This window comes from Pseudomonas sp. E141 (genome assembly GCF_052659885.1).
The window spans coordinates 4,005,626-4,019,757 of the sequence record NZ_CP084024.1 but is presented as its reverse complement, the minus strand read 5'-3'; the positions used below and the strand labels follow the sequence as shown (position 1 = coordinate 4,019,757).

The window sequence follows — 14,132 nt, the reverse complement described above, 5'->3', positions numbered from 1 at the left end:
CCGATCCGATGAAATTATCCATTCATTCACTCGCCTTGCTTACGCTGGCCTGCTTCAGCCCGGCATCGTTTGCCGCCGATGTTCCCGGCAGCCGGGACCTGGAGCGGGTGCCCCGCATGCCCGACGCGCAAATTGTCGATTACCGGCAAACCACTGACCTGGAGCGGATTTATCCCCTGGGTTCGATCCGCAAGATCAGCGGCCAGTTGCGCTTCGATGGGCAGGTCGATGCCCGTGGCAACACCACGTCGGTGACTTACGAACTTCCGCCGGAACACTCCGCCACCCAGGCCTTCACCGCCGCCCGCGAAGCCTTGCAGAAGCAGGACGCGCAACTGTTGTTCTGGTGCCAGGCTCGTGATTGCGGCGAAAGCAGCCTGTGGGCCAACGAAGTGTTCGGCAATGCCAAGCTCTATGGTGCCGATAACGGTCAGTCTTATCTGCTGCTGCGCCTGGCGCCGCCCGCGGACAACACGCTGATTGCGCTGTATGGCATTACTCGCGGCAATCGCAAGGCTTACCTGCATGTCGAGCAGTTCGAGGCAAACGCCTCGCTGGGGAACCTGCTGCCCACATCGGCCACGCTGTTGCGCCAGCTCAAGGACACCGGCGTGCTGGACTTGCCGCGTCTGGTCGGCGAACCGGACGAAACCTGGTTGCGCCTGCTATCCCGGGCGCTGAACCTGGACACGGGTCTTCGAGTCACTGTCGCCGGACCCCAGGCCGAGGCCTGGCGGCAAGCATTGATCGATCAGGGGGTCCGGGCGGCGCGAATGGAGGCCGCCAGGGGCGATGCGGCGGGCCTGCATCTTGAGCTGCTGCGTTAAGCTGTTTCGGGTGACGTGCTTCACGCCGTCAGCCCGGCCCTGTTTTTATTTCGAGACCTGACATGCTCAATAACGATCGGCTGTTGGTGCAGATCCTGCTCCTGGTGTTGTTCGGTGCAAGCTTCTGGGTGATGGCTCCGTTCTGGTCGGCGCTGTTCTGGGGCGCGGTGCTGGCGTTTGCCAGTTGGCCGCTGATGCGCCTGTTGACCCGCTGGGTCAATGGTCGTGAGTCGCTGGCGGCGGCTTTGCTGACCGTGGGCTGGATGGTGCTGGTGGCGGTGCCGCTGGTGTGGCTGGGCTTCAACCTGGCTGATCATGTACGCGACGCCACGGCATTTATCAAGAACGTGCAGGTCGATGGCCTGCCTGATCCCCCGGTATGGCTGGCGGGCTTACCGCTGGTGGGTGGGCGGTTGGTGGGCATCTGGAACAGCATCGATCAGCAAGGTGCAGCCATGATGGTGTCCGTCAGGCCGTACCTGGGTCAGGTCGGCAACTGGCTGCTGGCTCGCAGTGCCCAAATCGGCGGTGGCATTCTCGAACTGACCCTGAGCATTGTGTTCGTGTTCTTTTTTTACCGTGACGGCCCGCGCCTGGCGGTGTTCGTGCACGGGTTGCTGGAGCGTCTGATCGGCGACCGTGCCGGTTACTACATCGAACTGGTGGCCGGTACGGTGCAGCGTGTGGTCAACGGCGTGATCGGCACCGCGGCGGCCCAGGCGGTGCTGGCGCTGATTGGTTTCCTGATCGCTGGCGTACCGGGGGCATTGGTGCTGGGCATCGTCACCTTCCTGCTCAGCCTGATTCCCATGGGGCCGCCCCTGGTCTGGATCCCCGCCACGGCGTGGCTGGTGTGGAAGGGAGAATACGGGATGGCGGTGTTCCTGGGGATCTGGGGCACCTTCATCATCAGCGGTGTGGACAACGTGCTCAAACCCTACCTGATCAGCCGTGGCGGAAACCTGCCGTTGGTGATCGTATTGCTGGGGGTGTTCGGTGGCTTGATTGCCTTCGGCTTCATCGGACTGTTCATTGGCCCGACCCTGCTGGCGGTGGCCTACAGCTTGCTGACGGACTGGAGCAAGAGCCAGGCGCGATAACCCCACTCCTGAGACCAGCACCAACCTTTTTGTAGTGAGGGGATAGATCCCCTCGCCACCAATGGGCTTCGATCCAGCAGGCAAGCCTGGCTCTGAAAAACCAGGCTTGCCGGTCAATCACGTCGCCACGTTCAGGTATTTCCCCACGGGGGCGACATCATCCAGCGAGTATTGTCGACTGAGGTTGGCGATCATCCTGTTCAGCGCTTCACTGACATTGGTCTGGTCGGTGGAGCTGTCGCTGGTGCGGTTGGCCTGTACCGCGCTGGTCAGTTCGCTGGTGCCGGTGTTGCTCTGACCATCGGCATCGAGCTGGCTGAACAACGCCTCACTGGAGGCCTGTTGTGGCGGTGGCGGGGGGAGGCTGGCGGCGAGTTCGTCGAGGCTGACGGTACCGTCTTCATTCTCGTCCAGGGCCGAGAACAGTTCCTGGCTGTCGGCAGTGCTGCCGGCGCTCGCCAGACCATTGCTCAGCTCCTCGCTACTTACCTCGCCATCACCGTCGGCGTCCAGGGCGCTGAGCAGCGCATCGGCCAGTTCGGTCGTCGGTTCCTGGTCCCGTGGCGGCGGAGGCGGTGGCGCCATCGCGGCTATCTCATCACTGCTCAGGTCGCCGCTACTGTCGCTGTCCAGGTCGCTGAAATTGTCGCTCAGGCTGACCAGGATGCCGTCGTCACTCTTCTGCGACAGGGCCGTGCTCAATTCTTCCTGATCGACCGAGCCGTCGGCGTTGCTGTCGAGTTTGCTGAGCAGCTCCTTTTGAAACTGCTGGCTGCGGGCACTGCTGGTCGCGGTACTGCTGGTGCTGGTATAGGGCGAGTAACTGCTGACGCTACCGATCATGGGCGCTCTCCTTGGGCTGGAATGCCGGTGGGTGCACCGGCTTATGCAGCGTCGGCGGGGCAGTTGTCGTGGGTGTGTGGAGTTTGTACCGGCGGGTGTACAAACTCAGCCCCCGGCGCTCCCACATGGGATTGAGGTGGTTTCAGGCGCGGGGCAAGCGGATCACTGCCGTCAATCCACCCCCTGGCGTTTCTTCCAGGCTCAATTGCCCGCCCAAGCGTTCGGCGGCTTCCCTGGCGATGGTCATGCCCAGGCCGACACCGCCGGAGTTGCGGTTGCGTGAGCCTTCCAGGCGATAGAAGGGCTCGAACACTGCTTCGCGTTTATCCGCCGCAATCCCGGGGCCGTGGTCAATCACCCGAATCACTACCTGGTCGCGCTGGTCTTGCAGCGTAATCAACGCATGGCCGGCGTAGCGCAAGGCATTGTCCATGAGGTTGTTGATACACGAGCGCAACGCCATCGGCTGCACCTGTAACGGCGCGCAACCACCGCTGGCTTGCACGTCGGCACCCTGGTCCTGGGCGTTTTCGCTCAGCGATTCCACCAACGCCTGCACGTCCATCCATTGCAGCGCTTCGCTGGTGCGTTGCTCGTGCAGGTAGGTGAGGGTGGCGTCGAGCATGCCAATCATATCGTTCAGGTCCTGACGCATCTGGCCCTGCAGCTTGATGTCATCGATCTGTTCCAGGCGCAGCTTGAGCCGTGAAAGCGGAGTGCGCAGGTCATGGGATACCGCACCGAGCATGCGCGAACGCTGCTGCACCTGCTCGCGAATTCGCTGTTGCATGAGGTTGAACGTATGGGCAGCCTGGCGGGCCTCCCGAGGGCCGGTTTCTTCCAACGGTGGGCTGTCGAGGTTTTCGCTCAGGCGTTCGGCGGCATCGCTCAGGCGCTGGATTGGCCGGGTCAGCAGTTTGGCGCCGTACCAGGCGGCGACGATCAGGCACACAAACTGAAACGTCAGCGGTACCACCGGCCCACCTAACCATGGGCGCGCAGGGCGGTTGGGTGGGGGCCCCGTGGGCCCAGGGTGCTGGCCTTGCCGGGAAAATTCGGGGGGTGGCCCCAAAGGCGGTTTGTCGTATTGAGAAAACCAGGCAAAGGCCAACAGGTGCGCCAGGACGATCGCCAGTAACAGCACGCCAAACAGGCGGCCGAACAAGGTGTCGAGGCGCAAGCGCATCAGCCGATGTCCCGGGCGTCGAACAGGTAGCCTTCGCCGCGCACGGTCTTGATCAGTTGCGGCGCCTTGGGGTCGTCACCCAGCTTTTGGCGCAGGCGCGACACCAGCAGATCGATGCTGCGGTCGAACGCCTCGATGGAGCGCCCACGGGCGGCGTCCAGCAACTGTTCGCGGCTCAGTACCCGGCGCGGTCGTTCGATGAATACCCACAACAGCCGGAACTCGGCGTTGGACAGCGGCACCACCAGCCCGTCGGCGGAGATCAACTGGCGCAGTACGCTGTTGAGTCGCCAGTTATCGAAGCGAATATTGGCCCGTTGCTCGGTGCGGTCGTCGCGTACCCGGCGCAGGATCGTCTGGATCCGCGCCACCAGTTCCCTGGGTTCGAACGGCTTGGCCATGTAATCGTCGGCGCCCAGTTCCAGGCCGATGATGCGGTCGGTGGGCTCGCACCGGGCGGTGAGCATCAGGATCGGGATGTCCGATTCGGCGCGCAGCCAGCGACACAATTGCAAGCCGTCTTCGCCCGGCAGCATCAGGTCGAGCACAACCACGTCGAAATGCTCGGCCTGCATCGCCCGGCGCATGGCCGCGCCATCGTTCACGCCGCTGGCGCGTATGTTGAAACGGGCCAGGTAGTCGATCAGCAGCTCGCGGATCGGCACATCGTCATCGACGATCAACGCCCGGGTACTCCAGCGCTTGTCATCGTCGGGCGCTTTTTGATCGTCAGAATTTGCAACAGGGGTGTTCTGCATGGATGCATCATCTGCCAGATAGGCTGCCAACCGCAAAGAAGGCGGCGAGGTTGAGGCTTCAGCATAGGCTTCGTGCCGCTAGGCGTGAAGCGCTGAAAGGACGGGGGTGCGGCGCCAGACGGTAGCGTGCCGGCGTGTTGTGCGCGTGTCATGAGTGTATCGACTTCGACACAAAGGCCGGCATCGTCCATGCTGTCCGGACGCGATGAGGATTTACCGATCATCGGGTCCCGCACGGGCGCTGGTTCCGCTACAATGCGCGCCGATTTCGACTTGCCTGAGAGCCCACTCATGTCCGCCTGCCAGACGCCCATCATCGTTGCCTTGGATTTCCCTACCCGTGACGCCGCCCTGAAGCTGGCCGACCAGTTGGACCCCAAGCTGTGCCGGGTCAAAGTCGGCAAGGAGCTGTTCACCAGTTGCGCTTCGGAAATTGTCGGGACCCTGCGTGACAAGGGTTTTGAAGTATTCCTGGATTTGAAATTCCACGATATTCCCAATACCACCGCCATGGCCGTCAAGGCGGCCGCCGAAATGGGGGTGTGGATGGTCAACGTGCATTGCTCCGGCGGCCTGCGCATGATGGCGGCCTGCCGTGAAGTGCTGGATCAGCGCAGCGGGCCGAAGCCGTTGCTGATCGGCGTGACCGTGCTGACCAGCATGGAGCGCGAGGACTTGGCCGGTATCGGCCTGGATATCGAGCCTCAGGAACAGGTGCTGCGCCTGGCGGCGCTGGCGCAGAAGGCTGGCCTGGACGGTCTGGTCTGCTCGGCCTTGGAGGCCAGCGCCCTGAAAGCGGCGCACCCGTCGCTGCAACTGGTGACCCCGGGGATTCGTCCGGCGGGCAGCGCCCAGGACGATCAACGCCGCATCCTGACCCCGCGTCAGGCACTGGATGCCGGTTCCGACTACCTGGTGATCGGCCGACCGATCAGCCAGGCGGCTGATCCTGCCAAGGCACTGGCGGCCGTAGTCGCCGAACTGGCCTGATCAGACCTGAAGATCCCTTGTGGGAGCGGGCTTGCTCGCGAAAGCGGTGTGTCAGTTGGCATAAATGGCGCCTGACAATCCGCCTTCGCGAGCAAGCCCGCTCCCACAGGTGTTTTTGTGACTAGACCTTCAATACCAACTTCCCGAAATTCTCCCCACTGAACAATTTGGTCAGCGTCTCGGGGAATGTCTCCAGTCCTTCAACGATGTCTTCCTTGCTCTTGAGCTGCCCCTTGGCCATCCAGCCGGCCATTTCCTGCCCGGCGGCGGCGAACTGAGAGGCGTAGTCCATGACCACGAAGCCTTCCATGCGCGCCCGGTTGACCAGCAGCGACAAGTAGTTGGCCGGGCCTTTCACCGCTTCTTTGTTGTTGTACTGGCTGATGGCACCGCAGATCACTACGCGGGCCTTGAGGTTCAAGCGGCTGAGCACCGCATCGAGGATGTCGCCGCCGACGTTGTCGAAGTACACATCCACGCCTTTGGGGCATTCACGCTTGAGACCGGCATGGACGTCTTCATTCTTGTAGTCGATGGCGCCATCGAAGCCCAGTTCATCGATCAGGAATTTGCATTTGTCAGCCCCGCCGGCGATGCCCACCACGCGGCAACCTTTGATCTTGGCGATCTGCCCGGCGATGCTGCCCACCGCACCGGCGGCACCCGAGAGCACTACTGTCTCGCCGGCCTTGGGCGCGCCCACGTCCAGCAGGGCGAAATAGGCGGTCATGCCGGTCATGCCCAATGCTGACAAGTAGCGCGGTAATGGCGCCAGTTTCGGATCAACCTTGTAGAAACCACGCGGCTCGCCGAGGAAATAATCCTGCACACCCAGCGCACCGTTGACGTAGTCACCGACCGCGAAGGCCGGGTTGTTCGAGGCGACTACCTGGCCTACGCCCAAGGCGCGCATCACTTCTCCAATGCCTACCGGCGGGATGTAAGACTTGCCTTCGTTCATCCAGCCGCGCATGGCCGGATCCAGGGACAGATATTCGTTCTTCACCAGAATCTGGCCGGCTGCCGGCTCGCCGACCGGTACTTGCTGATAGGTGAAAGTCTCGCGGGTCGCAGGGCCTACCGGGCGTTTGGCGAGCAGGAACTGGCGATTGGTCTGGGCAGTCATGGCTGGCACTCAAGATGAATGAAGCCTTGTTGATAGACCTTCGAAGCGTTTGTCGCAAGGTTTGCTGATGCAGCGAATGCAGTTCGATCGAGCCCAGTGATAATGGCGCCGGGGCCGTTATCACTGGCGCCCATGAATACCCAAACGGCAATTGGATAGTGCTGCCGCATCGTCCGGACCTGTGACTAGACTGGCGTCATCTCCCGCACTCTTCGAGGATTTGACAATGAGCATGACGTTTTCCGGACAGGTCGCCGTGGTCACGGGCGCAGCCGCGGGCATTGGCCGTGCGACCGCCCAGGCATTTGCGGCAGAGGGCCTGAAAGTGGTGGCGGCCGACCTGGACGTGGCGGGCGGCGAAGGCACAGTGCAGTCGATTCGCGAGGCGGGCGGTGAAGCGCTGTTCGTGCGCTGCGACGTAACGCTGGAAAGCGACGTGCAGAACCTGATGAGCGAAGTGATCAATGCCTATGGCCGGCTGGATTACGCCTTCAATAACGCCGGGATCGAAATCGAAAAGGGCAAGCTGGCCGACGGCACCCTCGATGAGTTCGACGCCATCATGGGCGTCAATGTGAAGGGCGTCTGGCTGTGCATGAAGTATCAATTGCCTTTGCTGCTGGCCCAAGGGGGCGGTGCCATCGTCAATACCGCCTCGGTAGCGGGTCTGGGGGCGGCGCCGAAGATGAGCATTTATGCAGCGTCCAAGCACGCGGTGATCGGTCTGACCAAATCGGCGGCGATTGAATACGCCAAGAAGAAAATCCGCGTGAACGCGGTTTGCCCGGCGGTAATCGACACCGACATGTTCCGTCGTGCCTATGAAGCGGATCCGAAAAAAGGTGAGTTCGCCAACGCCATGCACCCGGTAGGACGCATCGGCAAGGTCGAGGAGATCGCCAGCGCGGTGCTGTATTTGTGCAGCGATGGCGCTGCATTCACCACCGGTCATTCATTGGCGGTGGACGGCGGCGTCACGGCTTTCTGAAGAACGTTGTATTTAGCGTGTAGGACTAGGCCCGCACTTGTTGTGGGCTTTTTCTTTGGGGGTTAAAAATGCCCCGTGTCAGCCCCTGAATGTGTTTCAAAGGGTGAGAATCGACCGTTTTGGTGACGTTGTCGTACATCGTCCAGAGACGGCCTGTGCTTAACTGTTTCCAGAGATAAAACAGTTGCTTAGGAGCTTGGTTACTCATGGAGTTGAGAATCGACCGGCAGGCCCTGGTGCCTGTCGTGCAGCAAATTGTCGACGCGCTGGCCGGCTGGATTCGACAGGATGCGGTGCAACCGGGAACCCGACTGCCCTCCATTCGCCAATTGGCCCGGGAGAATCTGCTCAGTCAGTCCAGTGTCAACGAGGCGTGTGAACGCCTGGTGGCCCAAGGGGTGTTGGCGGCGCGCCATGGTTCGGGTTTTTTTGTCGCGCCGCCTCCGTCGTCCAGCTACGAGCCCTCCGACAAAGACTGGCTGGAAGACGTGCAGATCACCCAAGACAGCGTGCCCCAGAACTCGCAGTGGGAGCTGAAGCTCGGCTGTGGCGGGCTGCCCGAGAGTTGGCGCGAAAGCGATGATCTGGGCTACGCGATCCGTCAAGTCACCCGCACCGATATGGCAGGACTGTTCAGTTACAGTACGCCGATGGGGCTGCCCGCTCTGCGGGAGCAACTGTCCAGGCGCCTGAAACAATTCAATATCCACGCCGATAAGAACCTGATCCTGACCACCACGGGCGCGACCCACGGTCTGGACCTGATTGTGCGCACACTGCTTGAGCCTGGATGCTGCGTTGTGGTGGAGAGTCCGGGGTATTCGAAGCTGTTCGACCTGCTCAGGTTTCATGGCATCGACATGATCGAACTGCCCAGGACTCCGCGCGGCCCGGACGTCGATGCACTCCAATGTCTCTTGGCGACGCACCGGCCCAGCGCCCTGTTCGTCAACAGCGCCTGCCACAACCCGACCGGCAGCAGCCTGGCCCCGGTCGTGGCCCAGCAACTGCTGCAACTGGCGAAAAAACACGCCATGTTGGTGGTCGAAGACGATGTCTATGCCGACTTCCAGAACTCAACCCGGACCCGACTGGCAGCGCTGGATACCGACGTGGTGTACGTGGGCAGCTTCTCGAAAACCCTGAGCAGCTCATTGCGAGTCGGTTTCGTCGTGGCCGGATCGTCTGTCATCGCACGCTTGAGGGACGTCAAGGGCATTACCAGCATGGGCAGTTCACGCTTCTGTGAGTCAGTGCTGGCCAATCTTCTGGCCAGCGGCGCCTATCGCAAACTGGTCCAGCGTCAGCGCCAGCGTTTGAGTGCCGACATGGCAGCGGTGTTGCAGGTGCTAGAGGATGCGGATTGGGAAGTGTTTGGCAGGCCGGCCGGCGGGCTGTTCATTTGGGCGCGTCCACCGTTATGCGACTACGCTGCATTGCAGCGCTTGGCCAAGCGGTTCGGTGTGGTGCTTTCTTCTCGTACAGCGTTCAGCCCGTCGGGTGCTGTCAGCGACTGGCTGCGGATCAACGTGGCCCACGCCTGCGATTCGAGGGCCCAGGCATTCTTCCGCGCGGCGGCTCTGGATCGACCTCAATTGTCCTGAAAACGACGGCGCTGTAGCTTTTTGCCATTATTCCGACGCCAGCATCTTGTGTTACAGGGCATCTCGTTGCGAATCTGCAATCAACACACACTGGCAGAGGACTGGGCGCAATGATTTCGGCCGTGCAAAGACGTTTTGCCAACCTGGGTATGGCAAAGAAACTGGGCCTGGGGTTTGTCCTGGTGCTGCTGCTTACCGCCGTGGTGGCGGCCATCGGTGTCTGGTCCCTGCAGACCATCAGCTATCGTTTCGATGGCCTGAAACAGATGTCATCCCTCAATAGCGGCTTGCTCAAGGTCCGCCTGCTTGAGCAGGAATACGCCTTGCGCTCGGACCCGAAAACGGTCGATGCCTTGCGGCTGGGCGTGGACGGACTGATTGCCCAGGCCAACGAGCTCAAGGCGCAATCGGCGGCCAACGTGCCGGTGATGAACGACGTGGAGCAAGCCTTGGCGGCTTATCGCAAGGCGTTCGACGAATTCGTCGAGTTGAGCCAGAGCAAGGATCTGGCACTGGAAATGGCCAGTTGGTCAGTGTCCAGCGTTGCCAATAACCTGGATGTGCTGCAAGCGGGCCTGGCAGATGATGGCGCTTATACCCTGAAAGAGTCCGAAGGCAAGGAGGGCGGCGAGTTCATTGAGCAAGCCAATCAGGTCAGCGAAGTGTCTCGGTTGATGTTGCAGGCCATGAACGAAGCGCGGGTACGCCTGGATCAAAGCCGCAAAGGTTCTGAAGAGGGCGGGCAGGGCACTATCGAACAGGCCGAGCAAGCCATGAAGCAGGCCGAGGTGCTCAAGACCACCGTCAAGGACCCGGGATACCAGACCGTGCTTAACGAAGTGGCCGGGCATATCGCTGGTTTCAACGAAAAACTCGCTGAATACACCGGCCTGCTGGCCCAGGAGAAAATCGTCTACCAGCAACTGCACGAGCGTGCCTCCCAGGTAGTGGAGCGGGTTGACCAGGCTTACACCGCCGAGGATGGTGCCATGCAGACGGAACTGAAGAAGAATTCGCTGCTGATCATCGGCTCGTCGGCCCTGGCGCTGCTGGTGGGACTGATTGCGGCCTGGGTCATTACCCGGTTGATCGTCGGGCCGTTGCGCAGCGTCATCCGTGTTGCACAGCAGATTGCCTCGGGCGACTTGAGTGCAACGGTGCAGGTGACGCGCCAGGATGAGATCGGTCAACTGATGCTCGCCATGCAACAGATGGGGGCGGGCCTGAGCAGTATCGTCAGCGGTTTGCAGGCCGGTATCGAACAGTTGGCCAACTCCGCCCAATCGCTGTCGGCCGTGACCGAGCAGACCAACCTGGAGGTCAGCAGCCAGAAGGAGGAGACCGAACAGGTCGCCACGGCCATGAACCAGATGACCGCCACCGTGCACGACGTGGCGCGCAATGCCGAAGAGGCGGCCCAGGCGGCCCAGACCGCCGACGATAAGGTTGAAAGCGGTCAGCAGGTGGTGCGTCAGAGCATGGTGCGCATTGAACAATTGGCCGACTCGGCCACTTCAGCCAGCAGCAGTATCGAAAGCCTCAGCGCTGAGATCCAGAACATTGGCACGGTGTTGAGCGTGATCAAGAGCGTGGCTGAGCAGACCAACTTGCTGGCGCTCAATGCGGCCATCGAAGCGGCCAGGGCCGGTGAGCAGGGCAGGGGCTTTGCGGTGGTGGCCGATGAAGTGCGGGCCTTGGCCAAGCGCACGCAACAGTCCACCGAGGAAATCGAACGCCTGGTGAGCGCCTTGCGCTCAGCAGCCCAGACCTCCGTGCAGCAGATCCAGAGCAGTGGCGAGCTGGTGAAGATGGCGGTCAGTGATGCCCTGCAAACCGAAAGCGCCCTGGGGAGCATTGCGGCGGCGGTGTCGCTGATCCAGCAGATGAATCAGCAAATTGCCGCGGCGGCCGAGCAACAGAGTTCGGTGGCTGAAGAGATCAACCGCAGTGTCACCAGCATCCGCGCCAGTGCCGATCAATCTTCCCTGGCGATGCAGGGCAATGCCGCGTCGAGCATTGAGCTGGCGCAGCTAGGGGTTGAGCTCAAGGGGATGGTGGGGCATTTCAGGCTGTGAGCTGTCGACGGACCCTGTGTAGCGAGGGGATAAATCACCTCGCTACACAGGAGTCAGGCTTGAGAGCCTAACCCGAATATCAGTCGTAAACCTTCTTCTTCTTCCACTCGTCGTTTACTTCGGCGTCCTTCAGCCCTTCGGTCAACTGGTTGACTTCGCCTTCGACCGGCTGGGTGCTGGCCAGAACCATGGCATTGGCGCGGGCCAGGAGTTTTTCCAGGTAGTCCAGTTGTTCGGCATAGACCTGCGGTTCCTGTTGCTTGCGCAGGTACTGCACACCCCGTTCGAACGCCAGGCGGGCCTGCCCCGGTTGTTCTTGCTGCAAGGCGTGTTGGCCGAGATTATTGAAGAACTCGATGTGCAACAGCACCAGGATGTGTCGCACTTCGCGGATCCAGCGCTTGGCTTCGTTGGGCGGCAGGAAACCATCCTGGGCGGCGCGGGTAATCTGACCGTGAAGGGCCTCGAGCAGAAACCGCACATCCTTGGCCTTGGCTTCGGTCTGGATCGGTGCCGGTGGGTTGTTCACCGGAATCGATTCACCCTGGGCGGCCAGCGCATTCAGTTCGTCCAGGCGCGCCTTGACCGCTGTATTGGTTTTCTCCAGGTTCAGCAGGCGCTGGCAGACGTTGATCTCAAGACGCGTGATCAACAGCTTCAGGGCCGGGGTCATCAATTGTCCGGGAAAGGTTTCAGTGAGCTCGCCACAACGACGCAAGCGGTCGTTGAGTTCAATCTTGGTACGGGCCTTTTCCAGCTTGTTGTTTTCCACCACATGGTTCATGTAGCCAATGGCGATCAACAGTGCGATCCCGGCTACGACGAGCAGGGTGATCATGAGTGGTGTCACCGGTAAGACCTCTTTATTGGGGTTCGCATATCAAGAGTGTAGTGGCTTGGCTTTTAAGCGCATAGGCCTGTGCGATGCGATTAGACAGGCGTGGCGCTGCGTATGGAAGTGCGGCGAATATGGATGCACATTGCCACTATTTGTCGGACACGACTATAACGTCTTGGCGGATGACAGAATATAGGCGCCAGAGACTGGACGGGCAAAATGTGCGAACAGCCCCTAAACCGGGCGAAGTCATTGATTTAAATAAATTTATATCTGGGGGTTGACGACCCAGCAATCCATCCATAGAATGCGCGCCACTTACAGCGTAAAGCACTTAGCCAAACGCGATAAGCAGTGAATGTTGTACGTGTGTCCCCTTCGTCTAGTGGCCTAGGACACCGCCCTTTCACGGCGGTAACAGGGGTTCGAGTCCCCTAGGGGACGCCAATGCGGGAATAGCTCAGTTGGTAGAGCACGACCTTGCCAAGGTCGGGGTCGCGAGTTCGAGTCTCGTTTCCCGCTCCAATTTTAAACAGCGTTGCCTTCGGGCAGGGCTGAGTGAAACCAGAATCGATATCTTCGGGTACGGATCTGGGCACTGGAACACACACCATGTGTTCCGGGCAGCGTGTCCCCTTCGTCTAGTGGCCTAGGACACCGCCCTTTCACGGCGGTAACAGGGGTTCGAGTCCCCTAGGGGACGCCATTTGCGGGAATAGCTCAGTTGGTAGAGCACGACCTTGCCAAGGTCGGGGTCGCGAGTTCGAGTCTCGTTTCCCGCTCCAAATTCAAAAAAACGCCGCTCATTGAGCGGCGTTTTTTTCGTCCGTGAAAAAAGCGTGCTTCAATCTTCGAGGCTCTCCACCAGGCTCTCAAGTGCGTCTGCACGCTCGTTTTCCGGCAGCTCGGGAGCGGGAATCATTGTTCGCATCTGCCGCGCCAGGCGGTATTCACTGGGTGTGCAGTTGGCGTACTGCTTGAAGGCGCGGGCGAAGTAGGAGGGATCCTTGAACCCGGCCTCATAGCCGATGCTGGTGATAGGCATCTGGCTATTGTCGAGCAGTTCCTTGGCAAAGCTCATGCGTTTGTTCAGCACGTAATCGGTGAAGCCAAGCCCGTTGGCTTCCTTGAACACACGGCTGAAGCGAAACGTGGTCATGCCGCATCGCTTGGCCAGGTCCCGCTGATCGATGCTGTCGCGAAAATGTTGGTCGATGTACAGCATGATATGGCTCAGGGCCTGGTGTTTCTGGTGCCCCGAGGTCAGGCGGATGCTGTCTGGCAGGGTTGGCGCGTGGTCGATCAACGAAGTCTTGCGCGGGCCACAGGTGTGGCGGCGTAACTCGCATAATTGCACCAGGGCAGTCAGGTAGCGCTTCCTCTCTGTGGCTGACAGGGGCAGTACCATGTATTCCCACACACTCGAGCGCATGGCCCAGACCGCCAGTTCTTCGGAGTGCTGCACGGTGAACATGGTGATGGGAGTGGCAGGGACGGTGCGTTTGATCTCCAGTAACCGCCTCAGGCCCGGCGTATCCGGGCGATCGAAATGGATGCAGATCATGTCCGCCTGTTCCCCGCCGGGCAGCAGGGCATCTTTTGCCTGGGTGCAGTCGCAAGTGTCCTCGAACTGGCTGACAAGTTCCGGGGTGGACCGATCGTGAGTCAGATCGAACCACAACAGCTTTGGCTTTCTGGTCAGATTCGACGGCATGTGCTTACCACTCAGCGTTGCGACTGCCCTTAAGCTAGCAGTATTGCCAATGTGCCATCACTTCGCCGAATAATTTTTTATAA

At 60.7% G+C, this 14,132-nt stretch carries 12 protein-coding genes, 4 tRNA genes and 1 pseudogene; 11 read left to right on the top strand and 6 right to left on the bottom strand.

Annotated features, from left to right (window positions below; translation table 11 throughout):
• The first annotated feature begins 20 nt into the window (after positions 1 to 20).
• Complete coding sequence (locus GKKCFE_RS17945) at positions 21 to 827, top strand: DUF4892 domain-containing protein (RefSeq protein ID WP_076386576.1); 807 nt, start codon at positions 21 to 23, stop codon at positions 825 to 827.
• Between the two features lie 62 nt (positions 828 to 889).
• Complete coding sequence (locus GKKCFE_RS17940) at positions 890 to 1,927, top strand: AI-2E family transporter (protein WP_047230347.1); 1,038 nt, start codon at positions 890 to 892, stop codon at positions 1,925 to 1,927.
• Between the two features lie 117 nt (positions 1,928 to 2,044).
• Here the strand turns inward: GKKCFE_RS17940 and xopAW are convergent, their stop codons facing one another.
• The 3 genes from xopAW to GKKCFE_RS17925 all read right to left on the bottom strand — a co-directional run bounded on the left by xopAW (position 2,045) and on the right by GKKCFE_RS17925 (position 4,714).
• A complete protein-coding gene (gene xopAW / locus GKKCFE_RS17935; protein ID WP_445576918.1) occupies positions 2,045 to 2,770 on the bottom strand; it encodes a XopAW family type III secretion system calcium-binding effector in 726 nt (241 codons plus the stop codon).
• Positions 2,771 to 2,912: 142 nt separating this feature from the next.
• On the bottom strand, positions 2,913 to 3,956 hold the full coding sequence (locus GKKCFE_RS17930) for a sensor histidine kinase (protein WP_445576917.1): 1,044 nt from the start codon (positions 3,954 to 3,956) through the stop codon (positions 2,913 to 2,915).
• The gene (locus GKKCFE_RS17925) at positions 3,956 to 4,714 is read right to left on the bottom strand and encodes a response regulator (RefSeq protein ID WP_047230350.1); all 759 of its coding nucleotides are present in this window, start codon (positions 4,712 to 4,714) and stop codon (positions 3,956 to 3,958) included. Before GKKCFE_RS17925 ends, GKKCFE_RS17930 begins: the two co-directional genes overlap by 1 nt.
• A gap of 291 nt (positions 4,715 to 5,005) precedes the next feature.
• Here GKKCFE_RS17925 and pyrF point away from each other — a divergent pair, with 291 nt between their 5' ends.
• Positions 5,006 to 5,704 carry an orotidine-5'-phosphate decarboxylase gene (pyrF, locus tag GKKCFE_RS17920; protein WP_160893102.1) on the top strand — a complete coding sequence of 233 codons (699 nt, stop codon included), beginning with the start codon at positions 5,006 to 5,008 and terminating at the stop codon, positions 5,702 to 5,704.
• 121 nt (positions 5,705 to 5,825) lie between these two features.
• Here the strand turns inward: pyrF and GKKCFE_RS17915 are convergent, their stop codons facing one another.
• A complete protein-coding gene (locus tag GKKCFE_RS17915; protein WP_445576916.1) occupies positions 5,826 to 6,830 on the bottom strand; it encodes an NADP-dependent oxidoreductase in 1,005 nt (334 codons plus the stop codon).
• Between the two features lie 226 nt (positions 6,831 to 7,056).
• Between GKKCFE_RS17915 and GKKCFE_RS17910 the strand changes: the two genes are divergently transcribed.
• The 4 genes and pseudogenes from GKKCFE_RS17910 (at position 7,057) to GKKCFE_RS17895 (ending at position 11,497) form a co-directional block, all read left to right on the top strand.
• Positions 7,057 to 7,818, top strand: coding sequence for an SDR family oxidoreductase (locus tag GKKCFE_RS17910; RefSeq protein WP_047230352.1), 762 nt, complete (start codon positions 7,057 to 7,059; stop codon positions 7,816 to 7,818).
• A gap of 206 nt (positions 7,819 to 8,024) precedes the next feature.
• Positions 8,025 to 9,422, top strand: a complete 1,398-nt coding sequence (locus GKKCFE_RS17905) for an aminotransferase-like domain-containing protein (RefSeq protein ID WP_160893095.1) — start codon at positions 8,025 to 8,027, stop codon at positions 9,420 to 9,422.
• 110 nt (positions 9,423 to 9,532) lie between these two features.
• Positions 9,533 to 10,588: pseudogene (locus GKKCFE_RS17900) on the top strand (HAMP domain-containing protein); the annotation flags it as partial.
• A 27-nt stretch (positions 10,589 to 10,615) separates the two neighbouring features.
• A complete protein-coding gene (locus GKKCFE_RS17895) occupies positions 10,616 to 11,497 on the top strand; it encodes a methyl-accepting chemotaxis protein (RefSeq protein ID WP_370695205.1) in 882 nt (293 codons plus the stop codon).
• 79 nt (positions 11,498 to 11,576) lie between these two features.
• Here the strand turns inward: GKKCFE_RS17895 and GKKCFE_RS17890 are convergent, their stop codons facing one another.
• Positions 11,577 to 12,335: a hypothetical protein gene (locus GKKCFE_RS17890; RefSeq protein ID WP_076383820.1), complete on the bottom strand. Its 759-nt coding sequence runs from the start codon at positions 12,333 to 12,335 to the stop codon at positions 11,577 to 11,579.
• 371 nt (positions 12,336 to 12,706) lie between these two features.
• Here GKKCFE_RS17890 and GKKCFE_RS17885 point away from each other — a divergent pair.
• From GKKCFE_RS17885 to GKKCFE_RS17870, 4 genes are all read left to right on the top strand, one after another.
• Positions 12,707 to 12,782 (top strand) — tRNA-Glu (locus GKKCFE_RS17885).
• A 2-nt stretch (positions 12,783 to 12,784) separates the two neighbouring features.
• Positions 12,785 to 12,860: transfer RNA gene (locus tag GKKCFE_RS17880), tRNA-Gly, on the top strand.
• Between the two features lie 105 nt (positions 12,861 to 12,965).
• A tRNA-Glu gene (locus tag GKKCFE_RS17875) sits at positions 12,966 to 13,041 on the top strand.
• A 3-nt stretch (positions 13,042 to 13,044) separates the two neighbouring features.
• A tRNA-Gly gene (locus GKKCFE_RS17870) sits at positions 13,045 to 13,120 on the top strand.
• A gap of 59 nt (positions 13,121 to 13,179) precedes the next feature.
• Here GKKCFE_RS17870 and GKKCFE_RS17865 read toward each other — a convergent pair.
• Positions 13,180 to 14,049: a response regulator transcription factor gene (locus GKKCFE_RS17865; RefSeq protein WP_188252034.1), complete on the bottom strand. Its 870-nt coding sequence runs from the start codon at positions 14,047 to 14,049 to the stop codon at positions 13,180 to 13,182.
• Positions 14,050 to 14,132: the final 83 nt, after the last annotated feature.